The organism is Salipiger bermudensis (assembly GCF_019801965.1).
In the GTDB taxonomy this organism is placed as follows: domain Bacteria; phylum Pseudomonadota; class Alphaproteobacteria; order Rhodobacterales; family Rhodobacteraceae; genus Salipiger; species Salipiger bermudensis_A.
The window spans coordinates 25,083-41,397 of sequence record NZ_JAHVIA010000010.1 but is presented as its reverse complement, the minus strand read 5'-3'; the positions used below and the strand labels follow the sequence as shown (position 1 = coordinate 41,397).

The 16,315-nt window shown below is 66.2% G+C and carries 15 protein-coding genes; 11 read left to right on the top strand and 4 right to left on the bottom strand.

The window, feature by feature from the left end:
• Positions 1-136: 136 nt before the first annotated feature.
• Complete coding sequence (locus tag KUV62_RS20110) at positions 137-646, bottom strand: PaaI family thioesterase (RefSeq protein ID WP_222605538.1); 510 nt, start codon at positions 644-646, stop codon at positions 137-139.
• On the bottom strand, positions 643-1,068 hold the full coding sequence (locus KUV62_RS20105; protein ID WP_222605537.1) for a PaaI family thioesterase: 426 nt from the start codon (positions 1,066-1,068) through the stop codon (positions 643-645). Before KUV62_RS20105 ends, KUV62_RS20110 begins: the two co-directional genes overlap by 4 nt.
• A gap of 125 nt (positions 1,069-1,193) precedes the next feature.
• On the opposite strand from KUV62_RS20105, the gene KUV62_RS20100 reads away from it, so the two are divergent.
• The 9 genes from KUV62_RS20100 to trhA all read left to right on the top strand — a co-directional run bounded on the left by KUV62_RS20100 (position 1,194) and on the right by trhA (position 10,302).
• The gene (locus KUV62_RS20100) at positions 1,194-1,565 is read left to right on the top strand and encodes a MerR family transcriptional regulator (RefSeq protein ID WP_222605536.1); all 372 of its coding nucleotides are present in this window, start codon (positions 1,194-1,196) and stop codon (positions 1,563-1,565) included.
• Between the two features lie 307 nt (positions 1,566-1,872).
• Positions 1,873-2,271: a MerR family transcriptional regulator gene (locus KUV62_RS20095; protein WP_222605535.1), complete on the top strand. Its 399-nt coding sequence runs from the start codon at positions 1,873-1,875 to the stop codon at positions 2,269-2,271.
• A gap of 32 nt (positions 2,272-2,303) precedes the next feature.
• Positions 2,304-4,085 (top strand): acyl-CoA dehydrogenase, encoded by a 1,782-nt coding sequence (locus KUV62_RS20090; RefSeq protein WP_222605534.1) that lies wholly within the window; start codon positions 2,304-2,306, stop codon positions 4,083-4,085.
• Positions 4,086-4,143: 58 nt separating this feature from the next.
• Positions 4,144-4,356, top strand: coding sequence for a hypothetical protein (locus KUV62_RS20085; protein WP_222605533.1), 213 nt, complete (start codon positions 4,144-4,146; stop codon positions 4,354-4,356).
• A 487-nt stretch (positions 4,357-4,843) separates the two neighbouring features.
• Positions 4,844-5,482 carry a glutathione S-transferase family protein gene (locus tag KUV62_RS20080; protein ID WP_222605532.1) on the top strand — a complete coding sequence of 213 codons (639 nt, stop codon included), beginning with the start codon at positions 4,844-4,846 and terminating at the stop codon, positions 5,480-5,482.
• 13 nt (positions 5,483-5,495) lie between these two features.
• Positions 5,496-6,707: an acetyl-CoA C-acetyltransferase gene (locus tag KUV62_RS20075; protein ID WP_222605531.1), complete on the top strand. Its 1,212-nt coding sequence runs from the start codon at positions 5,496-5,498 to the stop codon at positions 6,705-6,707.
• A 17-nt stretch (positions 6,708-6,724) separates the two neighbouring features.
• Complete coding sequence (locus KUV62_RS20070) at positions 6,725-8,926, top strand: 3-hydroxyacyl-CoA dehydrogenase NAD-binding domain-containing protein (RefSeq protein WP_222605530.1); 2,202 nt, start codon at positions 6,725-6,727, stop codon at positions 8,924-8,926.
• Positions 8,927-9,078: 152 nt separating this feature from the next.
• Complete coding sequence (locus tag KUV62_RS20065; protein WP_222605529.1) at positions 9,079-9,366, top strand: putative quinol monooxygenase; 288 nt, start codon at positions 9,079-9,081, stop codon at positions 9,364-9,366.
• A 294-nt stretch (positions 9,367-9,660) separates the two neighbouring features.
• Positions 9,661-10,302, top strand: coding sequence for a PAQR family membrane homeostasis protein TrhA (gene trhA, locus KUV62_RS20060; protein WP_222605528.1), 642 nt, complete (start codon positions 9,661-9,663; stop codon positions 10,300-10,302).
• Positions 10,303-10,885: 583 nt separating this feature from the next.
• Here trhA and KUV62_RS20055 read toward each other — a convergent pair.
• Together KUV62_RS20055 and KUV62_RS20050 are read right to left on the bottom strand one after the other, a co-directional pair.
• The gene (locus KUV62_RS20055) at positions 10,886-12,124 is read right to left on the bottom strand and encodes an L-rhamnose isomerase (protein WP_222605527.1); all 1,239 of its coding nucleotides are present in this window, start codon (positions 12,122-12,124) and stop codon (positions 10,886-10,888) included.
• A 76-nt stretch (positions 12,125-12,200) separates the two neighbouring features.
• Entirely contained in the window at positions 12,201-14,300 is a 2,100-nt protein-coding gene (locus KUV62_RS20050; protein ID WP_222605526.1) for a bifunctional rhamnulose-1-phosphate aldolase/short-chain dehydrogenase, read from the bottom strand.
• Between the two features lie 186 nt (positions 14,301-14,486).
• Here KUV62_RS20050 and KUV62_RS20045 point away from each other — a divergent pair, with 186 nt between their 5' ends.
• Both KUV62_RS20045 and rhaS read left to right on the top strand, forming a co-directional pair.
• Complete coding sequence (locus tag KUV62_RS20045) at positions 14,487-15,287, top strand: DeoR/GlpR family DNA-binding transcription regulator (protein WP_222605525.1); 801 nt, start codon at positions 14,487-14,489, stop codon at positions 15,285-15,287.
• 27 nt (positions 15,288-15,314) lie between these two features.
• Positions 15,315-16,313 (top strand): rhamnose ABC transporter substrate-binding protein, encoded by a 999-nt coding sequence (gene rhaS, locus KUV62_RS20040; protein WP_222605524.1) that lies wholly within the window; start codon positions 15,315-15,317, stop codon positions 16,311-16,313.
• Positions 16,314-16,315 lie beyond the last annotated feature (2 nt).

Here is a 16,315-nt window from a genome sequence, read left to right as displayed (position 1 = left end):
CCTCGGGACGAGAACTCGCGCGGCCGCGGGATGGAAAGCGGAGAGTCGGGGGCGCTGCCCCCGTCCGCGCGAGCGCGGACTCCCCCGGAGTATTTGTGACGTAAAGAAGCCCGGGCGCGGGCTGCGGGCGGTCGGGTCAGCCCTCCTTGCGGGGCATCAGGAAATGGGCATGGGCCTGGGCGATGGGGCGGTCGTGATTGTCCTGCCAGGCTTCGGCCCGGACGCTGGCATAGCGGCGGCCGGAGCGGGTCACGTGGGCGCGGGCATAGGCGTCGCGCGGCAGGCCCGAGCGCAGGTAGTCGACGGTGAAATCAATGGTCTTGGGCAGGCGCGGCAGGTTGCCGGCCTCGAGCGCCTCGAGGGTGAGCGCGCCGCTCTCGACATCTTCCCAGAGCAGGCCCCAGCTCAGGGTGATGATCGCGGTGACCTCGAGGAAGGCTGCGGTGACGCCGCCATGCAGCGCCGGCAGCTGCGGGTTGCCGATCAGCTTGTCATCGTAGTTCAGCACCCCTGTCAGCTCGTCGCCGCGGCGGTCGAAGGAGATGTTGAGGAAGCGGATATAGGGCACCCGGCCGGCCAACGCCGTGAGCGCCGCGTCGCGGCGTTGCTTGACCACCTGCACCGGCTCCGGCGGACGGCGGTTCATGTCGCGCCCTCCACGGTGAAGGTGCCGGTGGCGGTGGCGACCGGGTTGTCGGGGTCGTCGTCATGGGCGGTGGCCCGCACGAAAGCCACCGAGCGGGTCACGTGGTGGCACTCGGCCCGCGCCACGATGGCCTGACCGGGGGTCGCGGCGCGCAGATAATCGATGCGCAGGCTGATCGTGGCGGTGCCGCCGGGATTGCTGGGATGCGACATGGTCGCCGCGCCGCCGCAGGTGTCCATCAGGGTCGAGACCGCGCCGCCATGGATCACCCCAGTGTCGGGATCGCCGACCAGCTGCGGATCGTAGGGCATGCGGATCACCGCGATGCCGTCGTGAATCTCGGTGATCTCGAGCTTCAGCGCCCGCGCCTGCGGCACCAGGTTGATGAACTCGCGCGCGAGCTCGGTCTTGTCGACATGCATGCGACGCCTCCGTGACTGTCGCGGTCTTTATGCGGGCGCGACAGGGGCTTCGCAAGGCTCTGCCGATTGAGTTGCGCAGCCCGCCCCGGCGCACTAGGTTCCGCATCACGATCAAGGAGGAGCAGATGAGCGAGACCCGTCTCAGCTTCAAGGAGATGTGCGAGCGTTTCGAAGTGACGCCGCGAACCCTGCGATACTACGAGTATATCGAACTGCTCTCCCCCGACCGGGAGGGCCGCTCGCGCTATTACGGCCCCCGCGAGGTGGCACGCATGGTGCTGATCTTGCGCGGCCGCCGCTTCGGCTTCCAGCTCGAGGACATCCGGCAATGGCTGGAGATGCGCGAGCAGGAAGGCAGCCAGGCGCAGATGCAGGCCTGGCTCGAGATGGCCGACCGGCAGATGCTGGAGCTGGCCGAACAGAAGCGCCAGCTCGACGAGGCCATGGCCGAGCTCAAAGCGCTTCGGGACGACACCGCGAAATCGCTCGACGGCTGAGCGCCGTCATCCGAATCCCTCGCGAGCCCGACCTGGCGCGCCGCCTCGCCTGCCCCGAGCCCGACACACCGCAAGCGCTTTGGCAAATCGCCGGCGCGATGCGCTCACGCGCGCCGATTTCGGTTTCGCGGAACGCCTGCTTTACGTAACGAAATGTCGCCCGAACGCGGGTGACGCGAAAGGAAGTTACGTCAACTTCGAAGTGACGTAGCGTCTGAGTTACGTCAACCAAATTTGCCATTGTAAGACTCGGCTCGAAAGCGCACCTCACCCGGCATCTTAACGCTACGTGAGGGGAGCAAGACCAATGAGCGACGAGCAGATGATGACGATCCGGGAAATGTGCGACATGTTCGACGTCACCCCCCGGACTCTGCGTTTCTACGAGCAGAAGGAGCTGCTCTTCCCGGTTAGGGAAGGACAGAAACGGCTCTTCACCCGGCGCGACCGCGCCCGGCTCAAGCTGATCCTGCGCGGCAAGCGCTTCGGCTTCAGCCTCGAGGAGATCCGCCAGCTGCTCGACCTGTACGACATGGGCGACCAGCAGCACACGCAGATCGCCCGCACCTACGAGATCGCCCAGCAGCGGCTCGACGACCTGCAGAAGCAGCGCGACGAGCTCGATGCCGCGATCAACGACCTGAAGGACCAGCTGGCATGGGGCGAGAGGATGCTCCAGCAGCTGCAGCAGAAAAAGGCCGGCTGACCCGTCAGCCGGAGGCATGAAGGAGGAGACATATGCCGAGCTACACCGCCCCCGTGAAGGACATGCAGTTCGTGCTGCACGACGTTCTCGACGTCAGCAGCACCGGCATTCCGGGCTATGACGAGCTCGACCGCGACACCACCGCGGCGATCCTCGACGAGGCGGCGAAACTCGCCGAGAACGTGCTCGCCCCGCTGAACCCGGTGGGCGACGCACAGGGCTGCATGCTGGAGAACGGCGTCGTACGCACCCCCGAGGGTTTCCACGACGCCTTCAACCAAATGCGCGAGGGCGGCTGGCCGGCGCTGGATTGCGATCCCGCCTATGGCGGCCAGGGCCTGCCCTATCTCGTCTCCACCGCGGTGGGCGAGATGTTCTCCTCCGCCAACATGGCCTTCAACATGTACCAGGGCCTGACCCATGGCGCCTATAATGCCATCCATGCCCATGGCTCGGACGAGCAGAAGGCCACCTACCTGCCCAAGATGGTGAGCTGCGAGTGGGGCGGGACGATGAACCTGACCGAGCCCCATTGCGGCACCGATCTCGGCCTGATCAAGACGAAGGCCGAGCCGCAGGAGGACGGCACCTACAAGATCACCGGCTCGAAGATCTGGATCTCGGCCGGCGAGCACGACATGGTCGACAACATCATCCACCTGGTGCTGGCCAAGATCCCCGGCGGGCCGGAGGGTGTGAAGGGCATCTCGCTGTTCATCGTGCCGAAATTCATGGTCAACGAAGACGGCTCGCTGGGCGACCGGAACGCGGTGAGCTGCGGCGGTCTCGAGCACAAGATGGGCATTCACGGCAACGCCACCTGCGTGATGAACTACGATGGCGCCACCGGCTTCCTCGTCGGCGAGGCGCACAAGGGCATGCGGGCGATGTTCACCATGATGAACGAGGCCCGGCTCGGCGTCGGCCTGCAGGGCTATGCGCAGGGCGCGGTGGCCTATCAGAACGCGCTTGGTTTCGCCAAGGACAGGCTGCAGGGGCGCGACGTGACCGGCGCCAAGAACCCCGAGGGGCCGGCGGATTCGATCATGGTGCACCCGGATGTGCGCCGCAACCTGATGGACCAGAAGGCGCTGACCGAGGGCGCGCGCGCGCTGGTGTTCTGGGGTGCGTCGCTGATCGACCAGGCGCATCGTTCCGGTGACAAGGATGCCGAGGGGCTGATTTCGCTGCTGACCCCGGTGATCAAGGGGTTCCTCACCGACAAGGGCTTCGAGACCACGGTGCTGGCGCAGCAGACTCTGGGCGGCTCGGGCTTCACCCGGGAATGGGGGCTCGAGCAGTTCGTTCGCGATGCCCGCATCACGATGATCTACGAGGGCACCAACGGCATCCAGTCGCTCGATCTGGTCGGGCGCAAGCTGGCGCAGGATGGCGGCAAGCACGTCATGGCCTTCTTCGAGATGGTCAAACGCTTCATCGCCGAGAACAAGGGCCAGGACGAAGCCTTCGACGCGCAATTCCTCGAGCCGCTGAAGGCCGCGTCGAAGGATCTGCAGCAGGCCGGCATGTTCTTCATGCAGAAGGGCATGAAGAACCCCAACGAGGCGCTGTCGGGGTCGTATGACTTCATGCATCTCTTCGGCCATGTCTGCCTTGGCCTGATGTGGGCGCGCATGGCGCTGGCGGCGAGGGCCGGGCTCGAGACCGAGGGCGCCGACCGTGCCTTCCTCAACGCCAAGATGGCCACGGGGCGCTACTACATGGCGCGCCAGCTGCCCGCGACCCGCACCCACCTGGCGCGGATTGAGAGCGGCGCCGAGCCGGTGATGGCGCTGGACGTCGAGAGCTTCTGACGCGAGGGTGGCGGCGGGGCCATGCGCCCCGCCGATCCCCCACCGTAGGAGAGAGACCTTGCCGAAACGCTTCCGCCTGACCCGCCGCCTGTCCGTCGCCATGACCGAGGACGGCTATCGCGGCCTGCGGCGCTTCGCCGGCGAGGCGGGGCTCGACGAGGGCGAGGCGCTGTCCTTCCTCTTCGAGCATTTCGACAGCGTCACCGACAGCGAGCTGCTGGCGCACCGGCTGCGGCTGTTCAACGCCGAGCTGGAGGCGCGCAAGCGCTAGGCTCGTCGCGACATCACACGGCGCGACACCACACGACGAGACAGTCGTCACGACAGCGGCAGCGGCAGGGAGGGCCAATGCGCAGCATGATCGCCATAGACCCGGCCTCCGCGCCGATCCCACGTGAGGGACCGGGGGTTTCACACCCCCGGACCCCCGTGGAGTATTTGGGACGTAAAGAAGCAGGGGATCCGCACATCGGGCCCACTGCCGCGCGGCGGGGAATCCCCGCGACAGCATCTCGGGCAGCTCTCGGGTCACGCCGCCGCCCGGCCAGTGCTGCGGCAAGACGGCGGCGCTTCTCCACGTGCGGTCATCGGCTCTCCAGCCTGTACCGCGCAGACAGCCTAGCGCGTTCGAGGTTAACACGGGGTTACCCGCTCGCGGCGGCAGCCCCTTCTCTTCGTCGAAAATACTCCGCGGGGGTGCGGGGGTGCGAAACCCCCGCTCCGGCCCAAGCCACAAGCGCATCCGAAAGGACGATCGCATGACCATCCAACTCTATTGCTTCGGTGAATCCGGCAATGCCTACAAGGCCGCCCTGCCCCTCGCGCTCTCCGGGCTCGACTGGCAGCCGGTCAAGGTCGACTTCTTCAACGGCGAGACCCGCAGACCCGACTATCGCGCCCGGATCAACGAGATGGGCGAGGCACCGGTGCTGGTGGATGGCGACATCAAGCTGACCCAGTCCGGCGTCATCCAGATGTACATCACCGAGAAGACCGGCCGCTTCGGCGGCGCCACACTCGAGGAGGCCCGCGAGGTGATGCGCTGGGTGTTCTGGGACAACCACAAGCTCTCGAGCCAGGCCGGCATGACCCGCTTCCTGATGAACTTCCTGCCGCAGGACAAGCGCCCCGCAGAGGTCATCGCCTTCACCCAAGCGCGGCTCAAGGCCGCCTACCAGGTGCTGAACGCCCATCTCGAGGGACGTGACTGGATCGTCGGCGAGGGCCCGACCCACGCGGATTTCTCCTGCTGCGGCTACCTGTTTTATCCCGAACCCTTCGGCTTCGCCCGCGGCGACTGGCCGGAGATCGATCGCTGGCTGTCGAACATCGAGGCGCTCGACGGCTGGAAACACCCATACGACCTGATGCCCGGCTCCCCTGCGGACCGGGCCTGAGAGGAGGAGCAGAATGACTGAAGCCTATATCTACGATGCCGTGCGCACCCCGCGCGGCAAGGGCCGCAAGGACGGCGCCCTGCACGAGCTGACCTCGCTGCGGCTTTCGGCGCTGACGCTGAACGCGCTGAAGGAGCGCAACGGGCTCGAGGGCCACGCCGTCGAGGACGTGATCTGGGGCAACGCCACGCAGGTGGCCGAACAGGGCGGCTGCCTGGCGCGCTCCGCGGTGCTGGCCTCGGATCTCGACGAGCGCATCCCGGGCCTGTCGATCAACCGCTTCTGCGCCAGCGGCATGGAGGCGGTGAACCTCGCCGCCAACCAGGTGCGCGGCGGCGCCGGTGACGGCTACATCGCCGGCGGGGTCGAGATGATGGGCCGGGTCGCCATGGGCAGCGACGGCGCCGCCATTGCGGTCGACCCGAGCCTTGCCATGAAGACCTATTTCGTGCCGCAGGGCATCTCGGCCGACATCATCGCCACCGAGTACGGCTTCACCCGCGATGACGTCGACGGGCTCGCCGTCGAGAGCCAGCGCCGCGCCGCCGAGGCCTGGGCCGACAACCGCTTCGCGCGCTCGGTCTTCACCGTGCGCGACCAGAACGGCGTCGCCATCCTCGACCGCGACGAATACATGCGCCCGGGCACCGACATGCAGTCGCTGGGCGGGCTCAAGCCCTCGTTCAAGGAGATGGGCGAGGTGATGCCGGGCTTCGACCAGCTGGCGCTGATGAAATACCCGCATCTGGAGAAGATCGAGCACGTCCATCATGCCGGCAACTCCAGCGGCATCGTCGATGGCTCGGCCGCGGTCCTGATCGGCTCCAAGGCCTTCGGCGAGGCGCATGGCCTCAAGCCGCGCGCGCGCATCCGCGCCACCGCCAAGATCGGAACCGATCCGACCATCATGCTGACCGGCCCCGTCCCTGTCACCGAGAAGATCCTCGCCGACAGCGGCATGGCGATCTCCGACATCGATCTCTTCGAGGTCAACGAGGCCTTCGCGAGCGTCGTGCTGCGCTTCATGCAGGCCTTCGACGTCGATCAGAGCAAGGTCAACGTCAATGGCGGCTCGATCGCCATGGGCCACCCGCTCGGCGCCACCGGCGCCATCATCATCGGCACCCTGCTCGACGAGCTCGAGCGCAGCGGCAAGGGCACCGGCCTTGCCACGCTCTGCGTCGCCTCGGGCATGGGCGCCGCCACCATCATCGAACGCGTGTGACGGGAGGAGACCGGATCATGAGCCAGGAATTCACCATGCAGACCGACGCCGAGGGCGTCGCGACCATCACCTGGGACACCCCGGGAAAGAGCATGAACGTGATGAGCATCGAGGGCTTCCAGCAGCTCGACGCGCTCATCGACGCGGCGCTTGTGGATGAGGCCGTCAAGGGCATCGTCCTGACCTCCGGCAAGGCGGGCAGCTTTGCCGGCGGCATGGACCTCAACGTGATTGCCAAGATGCGCGAGGATGGCGGCGACGATCCCGCGAAGAGCATCTTCGAGGGCATCATGCAGATCCACACCATCCTGCGGAAGATCGAGCGCGCGGGCATGGACGACAAGAACAAGGGCGGCAAGCCGATCGCCTGCGTGCTGCCCGGCACCGCGCTCGGCATCGGCTTCGAGATCCCGCTGGCCTGCCACCGGATCTTCGCCGCCGACAATGCCAAGGCGAAGATCGGCCTGCCCGAGATCATGGTCGGCATCTTCCCCGGCGCCGGCGGCACCACGCGGCTGTCGCGCAAGCTCGGCGCCATGGCGGCCTCGCCCTTCCTGCTGGAAGGCAAGCTGGTCGACCCCAAGAAGGCCAAGAGCGCCGGACTGATCGACGAAGTCTGCGAGGATCCGCTGGCCGCGGCCCAGGCCTGGGTGCTGGCGGCCAACCCCGCCGACATCATCAAGCCGTGGGATGCCAAGGGCTACAAGATGCCCGGCGGCGCCCCCTATCACCCGGCGGGCTTCATGACCTTCGTCGGCGCCTCGGCGATGGTGCATGGCAAGACAAAGGGCGTCTACCCGGCGGCCAAGGCGATGCTCTCGGCGGTCTATGAAGGCGCGCTGGTGCCCTTCGACACGGCGCTAACGATCGAGGCGCGCTGGTTCACCAACGTGCTGCTCAACCCGTCGTCGAGCGCGATGATCCGCTCGCTCTTCATCAACAAGGAAGCGCTCGAAAAGGGCGCCAACCGGCCCGACGTGCCGGACCAGAAGGTGAAGAAGGTCGGCGTGCTTGGCGCCGGCATGATGGGCGCCGGCATCACGCTGGTCTCGGCCATGGCCGGGATCGAGGTGGTGCTGCTCGACCAGTCGCTCGAAGCCGCCGAAAAGGGCAAGGCCTACACCGCCTCCTACATGGACAAGGGCATCGCACGGAAGAAGGCCACGGCGGAGAAGAAGGAGGCCGCCCTCTCCCTCATCACCGCCACCGACGATTACGCCCGGCTTTCGGGCTGCGACCTGATCGTCGAGGCGGTGTTCGAGGACCCCAAGGTCAAGGCCGAGGTCACCCGGAAGGTGCTCGAACACGTGGGCGAGGACTGCATCTTCGCCACCAACACCTCGACCCTGCCGATCACCGAGCTCGCCAAGGCCTCGAACAGCCCTGAGCAGTTCATCGGCATCCACTTCTTCTCGCCGGTCGAGAAGATGATGCTGGTGGAGATCATCAAGGGCAAGGAAACCGGCACCCGCGCCGTGGCCAAGGCGCTCGACTTCGTGCGTCAGATCCGCAAGACGCCGATCGTGGTCAATGACGCACGCTTCTTCTACGCCAACCGCTGCATCATCCCCTATATCAACGAGGGCATCCGCATGGTGGCCGAGGGCGTCGAGCCGGCGCTGATCGAGAACGCCGCCAAGCTCGTGGGCATGCCGCTGGGGCCGCTGCAGCTGGTCGACGAAACCTCGATCGATCTCGGCGTGAAGATCGCCAAGGCGACCCGCGCAGCGATGGGCGATGCCTATCCCGACGGCGCGGTCGACGAGGTGGTGTTCTGGATGGCCGACGAGGGCCGTCTCGGGCGCAAGGCCAATGCCGGCTTCTACGACTACGACGAGAAGGGCAAGCGCCAGCTCCTCTGGGAGGGCCTCGCGGCGAAATACCCGGTCGCGGAAGCGCAGCCCTCGCTGATCGAGGTGCAGCACCGCCTGCTCTTCGTGCAGGTGCTGGAAGCGGTCCGCGCGCTCGAGGAAGGCGTTCTCGAAGACATCCGCGAAGGCGATGTCGGCGCCATCCTCGGCTGGGGCTTCGCGCCGTGGTCGGGCGGTCCGTTCTCCTGGCTCGACATCCTGGGCTCTGCCTATGCCGCCGAGCGCTGCGACCAGCTGACGGCGGCCTATGGCGACCGCTTCGCCTGCCCGGATCTGCTGCGCGAGATGGGCGACGAGGGCGAGGGCTTCTACGAGCGCTTCACCGCGCCGCAGGACGCCGCCGCCTGACCTCTCAGACCAGATCGGGGCGCCCTTTCGGGGCGTCCCGACACGGTTTGTTGAAGCCGCCGCCCCGTGAAATCTCCACGAGCGCGCCTATGTTAGCGGGTGACGCTGCAACGCAGCGGATACGTTTTTACAGACCATTCACGGAGATATAGATGACCTGTTCGATCATGGTCCGCGCCATTCCCCGGCCCGGACAGGATACCCGTCTCAAGACCCTCGCCTCTCAGCTGGCCGAAGCGGCCCGCGTCGAGCCCGGCACGATCCGCTTCGACGCGCTCAGCGAGAAAGGCGGCAGCGTCGTGCTGATGGCCGAATACGAAAGCCCTGAGGCCTATGACGCGCATATGCAGGCGCCCCATACGCAGGCCTTCCGCAAGGCGCTGGAGCGCATCGCCGAAGGCAGCGGCGCAACCGTTACGCCTCTTGCGCGTCTCGCCTGAGACCGACTATGGTGCCCGTCGCGGGCCCGTAACCGCCCGGGCGCCAAGCGCGTTGCCCGGGCCGCTGGCAGCCGGCCACCGCCCCCGCGCAACGCCTTGCCGAGTTCCGGCGAAGGCTCTCCACGCCCGGGCGACGGCCCTCTGCCACATTTTTGCCACATTTCCGTATCATCTTGTTCTTCCCCCGCTTTGTGCGCCCTTCACCGTCGGCCAGCGGGTCTCGGCGCCCTGCCCCGAGACTGCCGTCGCGGCCGCCCCAACAGGAAAGCCGGAGACCCGTCCGCGAAGATACGCATGACCCGATACATCCTCCCCCACACGCTGGCCGAACAGATCGCAGATGGGATCGTGCTTGTGCTGGGGGTATGTTTCGCGGTCGGAGCGGTCTCGGCGCTCTTCGTCTGGGCCAGCCTCGAGGGCAGCCCCGGCGCGATGTGGCCGCTGATCCCCTACGCGCTCGGGCTGATCGGAAGCTTCGGCTTCTCTGCGGCCTATAACCTCACCCTGCACGCCCCCACCCGCGCCGTGCTGCGCCGCTTCGATCACGCCGCGATCTACCTGCTGATCTCGGGCACCTACACGCCGATGGCCCTGCTCGGCATCGGCGGCACCGAGGGGCTGGCGCTGACCGCGGCGTCCTGGACGATCTCCGCGGTGGGCATCACGCTCAAGCTGCGCTCGATCCACCGCTGGGCGCGGCTCGGCTTCGCGCTCTACCTCGCCCAGGGCTGGCTCGGCGGCATCGCCGCCTGGCCCTTCCTCAAGGCGCTGTCGCCCGAGGCGCTGATCCTGCTGGTGGCGGGTGGTCTGGTCTACACCGTCGGGACGATCTTCCACCATTCCAACCGCATCCCCTATGCCCGCGCAATCTGGCACGGCCACGTGCTCGCCGCCGCCGCCAGCCATTACGCCGCGATCATCCTCGTCGCGCGCTGACGCGCGACTCCTCGGTCGCAGCCCGCCTGCCCGACCAGCCCCTGACCACCGCGCCCGCGGCACCGTCCGGCCTGCCTCCGGCGGGAGTATTTTCGACGAAGAGAAGCCAGGGGCGCTCTCCCCGTGTCTTCTCTGGTTCCAAAATACCTCGGGGGTGAATGCGGCTCTGCCGCAGAGGGGGCAGCGCCCCCTGATCGGGCGATGATCGCACTGCACTTGGTATCATGCCGGATATACGCTTCCCGCCCACCGAAATGGTTGCATGTCTGGAGCACTCATCCCTTTCAGGTCTTCGTTCCAGGGACCCGGCCCGGCGTTTGCCTGGCAGCTCCTCGCGTCAATAATCTGGCAGATCGTGCATCCTCGTCGTCGCGGAGTGAGCCGGAAGGCAGAGACTCACCGGACTTGCAAATTGCGCGGAGCAGAGGGCAGCCCCTCTTTTCCGCATGAAAAAGCTACTCTGCCCGGGGATTTGCCGAACAGCCGCGCGGACTGGGGGGATGACCAGAGCGGCGTGGGATCCCGGATAAGAGAGCAGCGGGCCGACCGGCTCGCTGCTCTCCTTGCCGTGCGAGCCGGGGGCTCAGGTCCGTTCGGCCACGCTGCGCTGGTACGCGTCCAGGGCGTCGATCAATTGCGTCCCGGTGGGCCGCTCGGTGCGGGCGCAGAACTCGGACCAGACGGCTCCGTGGGGCAGGCTCTTGAACTCCTCGGTGAGCATGAGCCGCGCCGTGAAGTCGAGCCCCGTTTCGGCGGCCCGCAACCGCTCGATCGGCATCAGCAAGGCCTCGAGAAGCGCCTTTTGCATGTTGCGCACGCCAATCACCCAGGCGGCTGTCCGGCTGATCGTGGCATCGAAGAAGTCGAGGCCGATCCGCGTCCGCGCCAGCAGATCGGCAAAGACGATCTCCTGCGCCATGGCCCGGATGCTGTCGTCGAGCAGGATGACGTGGTCGCTGTCCCAACGCATCGGGCGCGACACGTGCAGAAGGATATCCTGCACCGAAAGCGCCACGGCGGTGAGCTTGTCGGCCACGTTCTCCGTGGGGTGGAAATGCCCCATGTCGAGGCAGAGCGCGGTCTGATTGCGGATCGCGTAGCCCATGTAGAACTCGTGGCTGCCCACGGTCATGGCCTCGACCCCGATCCCGAAGAGCTTGCATTCCACCGCGTCCAGCAGATGCGCCCTGTCGTGTTCCGGCGCAAGCATCGCATCGAGCGATGCCTCCAGCCGCCGGCGCGCGCCCATGCGGTCGACCGGGTTGTCCTTGGAGCCGTCCGGGACCCAGATGTTGTTCACCACCTCGCTGCCCTGCGCGGCCCCCATCTGCGCCGCAATCTCGCGGCAGCGCCTGCCGTGCTCGATCCAGAAGTCGCGGATCCCCTGATCGGGATGCGACAGCGTGAGGTTGTCGTCCGCCTTGGCGTGGGCAAAGAAGGTCGGATTGAAGTCGAGCTTCACCCCTTGCTCCGCCGCCCAATCGACCCAGGGCAGGAAGTGCCGATACTCGATCTCGTCGCGATCCGGCGTCTCTTCGGTATCGAGATAGAAGGCGTGCAGGTTCAGCCGATGCCTGCCCGGGATCAGCCCATAGGCGAACTCGAGATCGGCGCGCAGCTCTTCCGGGGTGCGGGCGCGGCCGGGGTGGTTGCCCGTCGCCTGAATGCCGCCGCCGGAGGTGCCCGTGGCCGCCTCGAAGCCGCGCACATCGTCGCCTTGCCAGCAATGCATGGAAATCGGGATGGTCGAGAGGGTGCGCAGCGCGGCTTCGGTGTCGACACCCCATTCGGCAAAGGCCTCGCGGGCCAGTTCATACGTCATTGATATCCTCCCAAAGTGGCTCGCCGACCCACCCTGACCCACGACGGGCCGGGTGGGTCCTGGATCCACCGAAGCGTCAGCGCGTGAACGCCTCCTTGTTGCCCGCATCGACGTTGATGATGTTGCCGGTGGACTTGGCCGATCGGTCCGAGGCCAGAAAATAGGCTGCCTCCGCGATGTCCTCCGGCAGCACCGACCGCTTCAGCATGGAGCGCTGGCGGTACATCTCCTCGAGCCCGCCCTTGTCGGTGCCATAGGTCGAGGCGCGCTGTTCCAGCCATTCGCCTTCCCAGATCTTCGACCCGCGCAGCACCGCATCGGGGTTCACCACGTTGACGCGGATGCCCGCCTCGGCGCCTTCGAGTGCGAGGCAGCGGGCGAGGTGGATTTCCGATGCCTTAGCCGTGCAGTAGGCCGAGGCGTTGGGCGAGGCCGCGAGACCGTTCTTGGACGCGACAAACACCACCGAACCGCCGATATCCTGCACCCTCATCACCTTGAACGCCTCCCGCGAGACAAGGAAGTAGCCGGTGGACAGGATGTCCATGTTCTTCTGCCAGAGCGCGAGGGAAGTGTCCTCGATCGGCGCAGACGACGCGATCCCGGCGTTTGAGACGAGGATGTCGATGCCGCCGTATTCCACCGCCAGATCGGCATAGGCCGCTGCGACGGCGGTCTCATCCGTCACGTTCATCGTCACGCCACGCACCACGTCGCGCCCGTAGGTCTGGACCAGGGCCTCCTGCGCCTGCTCCAGCGCGTCCGCATTGATGTCTGCCAGCATGACGCAGGCGCCCTCGGACAGGTAACGCTCCGCGGTCGCCATGCCGATGCCGCCCGCGCCGCCGGTGACCAGGGCCACGCGGCCCGCCATCGACTTCGGTTTCGGCATGCGCTGGAGCTTGGCCTCCTCGAGCAGCCAGTACTCGATGTCGAAGGCTTCCTGCTCGGGCAGACCGACGTATTCCGATACCGAGGACGCGCCGCGCATCACGTTGATCGCGTTGACATAGAACTCGCCCGAGATCCGCGCCGTCGCCTTGTCCTTGGCAAAGGTGATCATGCCGACGCCCGGCACGAGGTAGACCACCGCGTTCGGATCGCGCAGCGCGGGGCTGTCATCGTGCTTGCAGCGGTCGTAATAGGCCGCGTAGTCGTCACGGTAGGCGGAGATCTGCGCCGCGAGCCCGTCCAGCACGGCGTCGATGTTGTTCTGCGCCGGGTCGAAATCGACCACCAGCGGGCGGATCTTGGTGCGCAGGAAGTGGTCCGGGCAGGAGGTTCCCAGGGCCGCCAGGTCCCGCATGTCCTTCGCATTGACGAATTCCAGAACCGCGGCGCTGTCCTCGAAATGGCCGACCATGTGCTGGTTGCCGGAGACGAAGCCACGAATGGCGGGCATCAGGCGCGCCGCCACCGCACGCCGCTCGTCAGGCGGCAACGACTCGTACACAGCGCCGCCAAACGCCGCGACCCCGGCGGTCTTGTCAGCGAACCAGTCCATCGCCTTCTGGATGATCTCCAAGGTCAGCTCGTAGCACGCCTTGGCATCGTCATCCCAGGTGAAGAGCCCGTGGCTTTCCAGAACGACCCCCTTGGCCTCGGGGTTCTCCAGCGCGAATGTCTCCAGCCAGAGGCCCAGCTCGTAACCCGGCTTCTTCCACGGCAGCCAGCCGATCTCGTCACCGAAGATCTCCTGCGTCAGCTCCTTGGAATTCTTCGAGGCCGCGATGGCGATGATGGCATCCGGGTGCATGTGGTCGACGTGCTTCTTGGGCACGTAGGCATGCAGAGGCGTGTCGATCGAGGCCGCGCGGGCGTTCAGGTTGAAGGTGCAATGCGGCAGGTACCCGACCATCTCGTCTTCGAACTCGACACCGCGATACTTGCCCTTCAGCGCGCGCAGTTTGTCCATGTAGAGCGTGGCGAAGCCGTCCATCTTGATGGAACCGACATCGCCGCCCGATCCCTTCACCCAAAGCACCTCGACCTGCTCGCCGGTGAGCGGATCGGTCTCCATCACCTTTGCCGAGGTGTTGCCACCGCCGTAGTTGGTGATTCGCTTGTCGGAGCCCAGAAGGTTCGAGCGATAGAGCAGCTTCTCGGGCTCGCTCATGGCCTTTGCGCGGGCATCGTCCCACAGGTTTTGAAGCCGGTTTTCGGCGCGGGTCAGCATGGTCATCCTCCCTAGAACGCCGCAAGGTGCGGCCTCTTCTCTGGCGCTCAGCCTGAGCGGATACATCATGCAAGTCAAGCAAAACCGATCAAAAGCAATCACCAATAATTGCCTTATGATCGAAAATGAAAGAAAATGATTGACCTAAACGGTGGATCAGGCATTCTTGAGCTCAGGGAGGACGAAATGCACGAAACGGAACGCCACAGGATCATTCTATCCGCGGTTCAGGAACGCCCCATCGTGACGGTGGCGGAGCTGGTCGTGCTGACGGAGACATCCGAGGCAACCATTCGCCGCGACATCGCGACCCTTGACGGGCAGAAGCGGCTGCGTCGCGTGCGTGGCGGGGCCGAAGCCCTGACGCCCCCCGCCCTGCCCGGCCTGGCGGGGCGACCGTTCTCCGTGAACCAGACGATCAACGCCGAGGCCAAGGCGGCGATTGCCCGCGAGGCAGTGGCGCTCTGCGCCGACGGCGAGCCGATCATCATCAACGGCGGCACCACCACATTCCAGATGGTACACCCGCTGGCGAACCGTCGAGTGCAGGTCCTGACCAACAGCTTTCCCATCGCGGAACACCTGCTGCGCCACAGCAAGAACACGGTGATGGTGCCGGGCGGCGCGATCTATCGCGAGCAGAACATCATCCTGTCGCCGTTCGATCATGACATGACGCGGCATTTCTATGCCCGGCGCATGTTCATGGGGGCGCATGGGCTCGGCCCGATCGGGCTGATGGAGAGCGATCCGCTACTGATCCAGGCGGAGGAGAAGCTGATCGGTCAGACGGATGAGCTGGTGGTGCTGGTGGACAGCTCGAAATTCGAGAACCGGTCGAGCCTCGTGCTCTGCCCGCTCGAAAGGATCGATATCGTCATCACCGATGAAGGCATACCGGACCGCGCTGCCTCGATGCTCGAGGCAGCCGACATCCGGGTCATCGTGGCGCAGGGAAGCGCCGCGCGTGAAGCGAACGCCGGCTAGGGCGCTCACACTTAGGGAGGAAAGACCATGAAACTGACACGCAGATTGTTTGGCGGCGCCGCGATGGCCGCAGCGCTGATGACCGGATCGGTGGCACAGGCCCAGGACCCCGTGCGCATCGCGCTGGTGGTCAAGGCACTGGGCATCGGCTTCTTCGAGGCTGCCGCAAAGGGGGCGGAGGAGGCCGCCGCCGAGCTCGGCAATGTCGAGGTGATCTACACCGGCCCGACCGACACCACGGCCGAGGGGCAGATCGAGGTGATCAACGCCCTGATCGCGCAGCAGGTCGACGCCATCGCCGTGTCGGCCAATGACACAGACGCGCTCGTTCCGGCGCTCAAGAAGGCGATGCAGCGCGGCATCTCGGTGATCTCCTGGGATAGCGGCGTCGCCCCCGAGGGTCGGCAGCTGCACCTGAACCCGTCGTCCAACCCGCTGATCGGCAACATGATCATCAAGCTCGCCGCCGATGAGCTGCCGGAGGGCGGCAAGGTCGCGGTGCTGTCCGCCACCACCACCTCGACGAACCAGAACATCTGGATCGAGGAGATGAACAAGGTGCTGGGCAACTACGAGGGCATCGAGGTGGTCGGCACGGTCTATGGCGACGATCTCGCCGACAAGTCCTACCGCGAGGCCACCGGCCTGATGCAGACCTACCCGGATCTCGACGCCATCATCGCGCCGACCTCGGTTGGCATCGTCGCCGCTGCGCGCGCCGTCGAGGATGCCGGCAAGGTGGGCGAGGTCAATGTCACCGGGCTCGGCCTGCCCTCGGAAATGGCCGGCGCCATCGAGAGCGGCGCGTCGAAGTCGTTTGCGATCTGGAACCCGATCGACCTCGGCTACTCCGCCACGATGCTGGCCTACCAGCTCGCCACCGACGCCGCCGAGGCGGAGCCCGGTGCGGAGATCCCGATGGGCCGCATGGGCACGCTGACGCTGGACGAGAACACCGAAGGCGCGATGGCCGATCCCTTCGTCTACGACGAGAGCAACATCGACGAGTTCAAGGGCATCTTCTGATG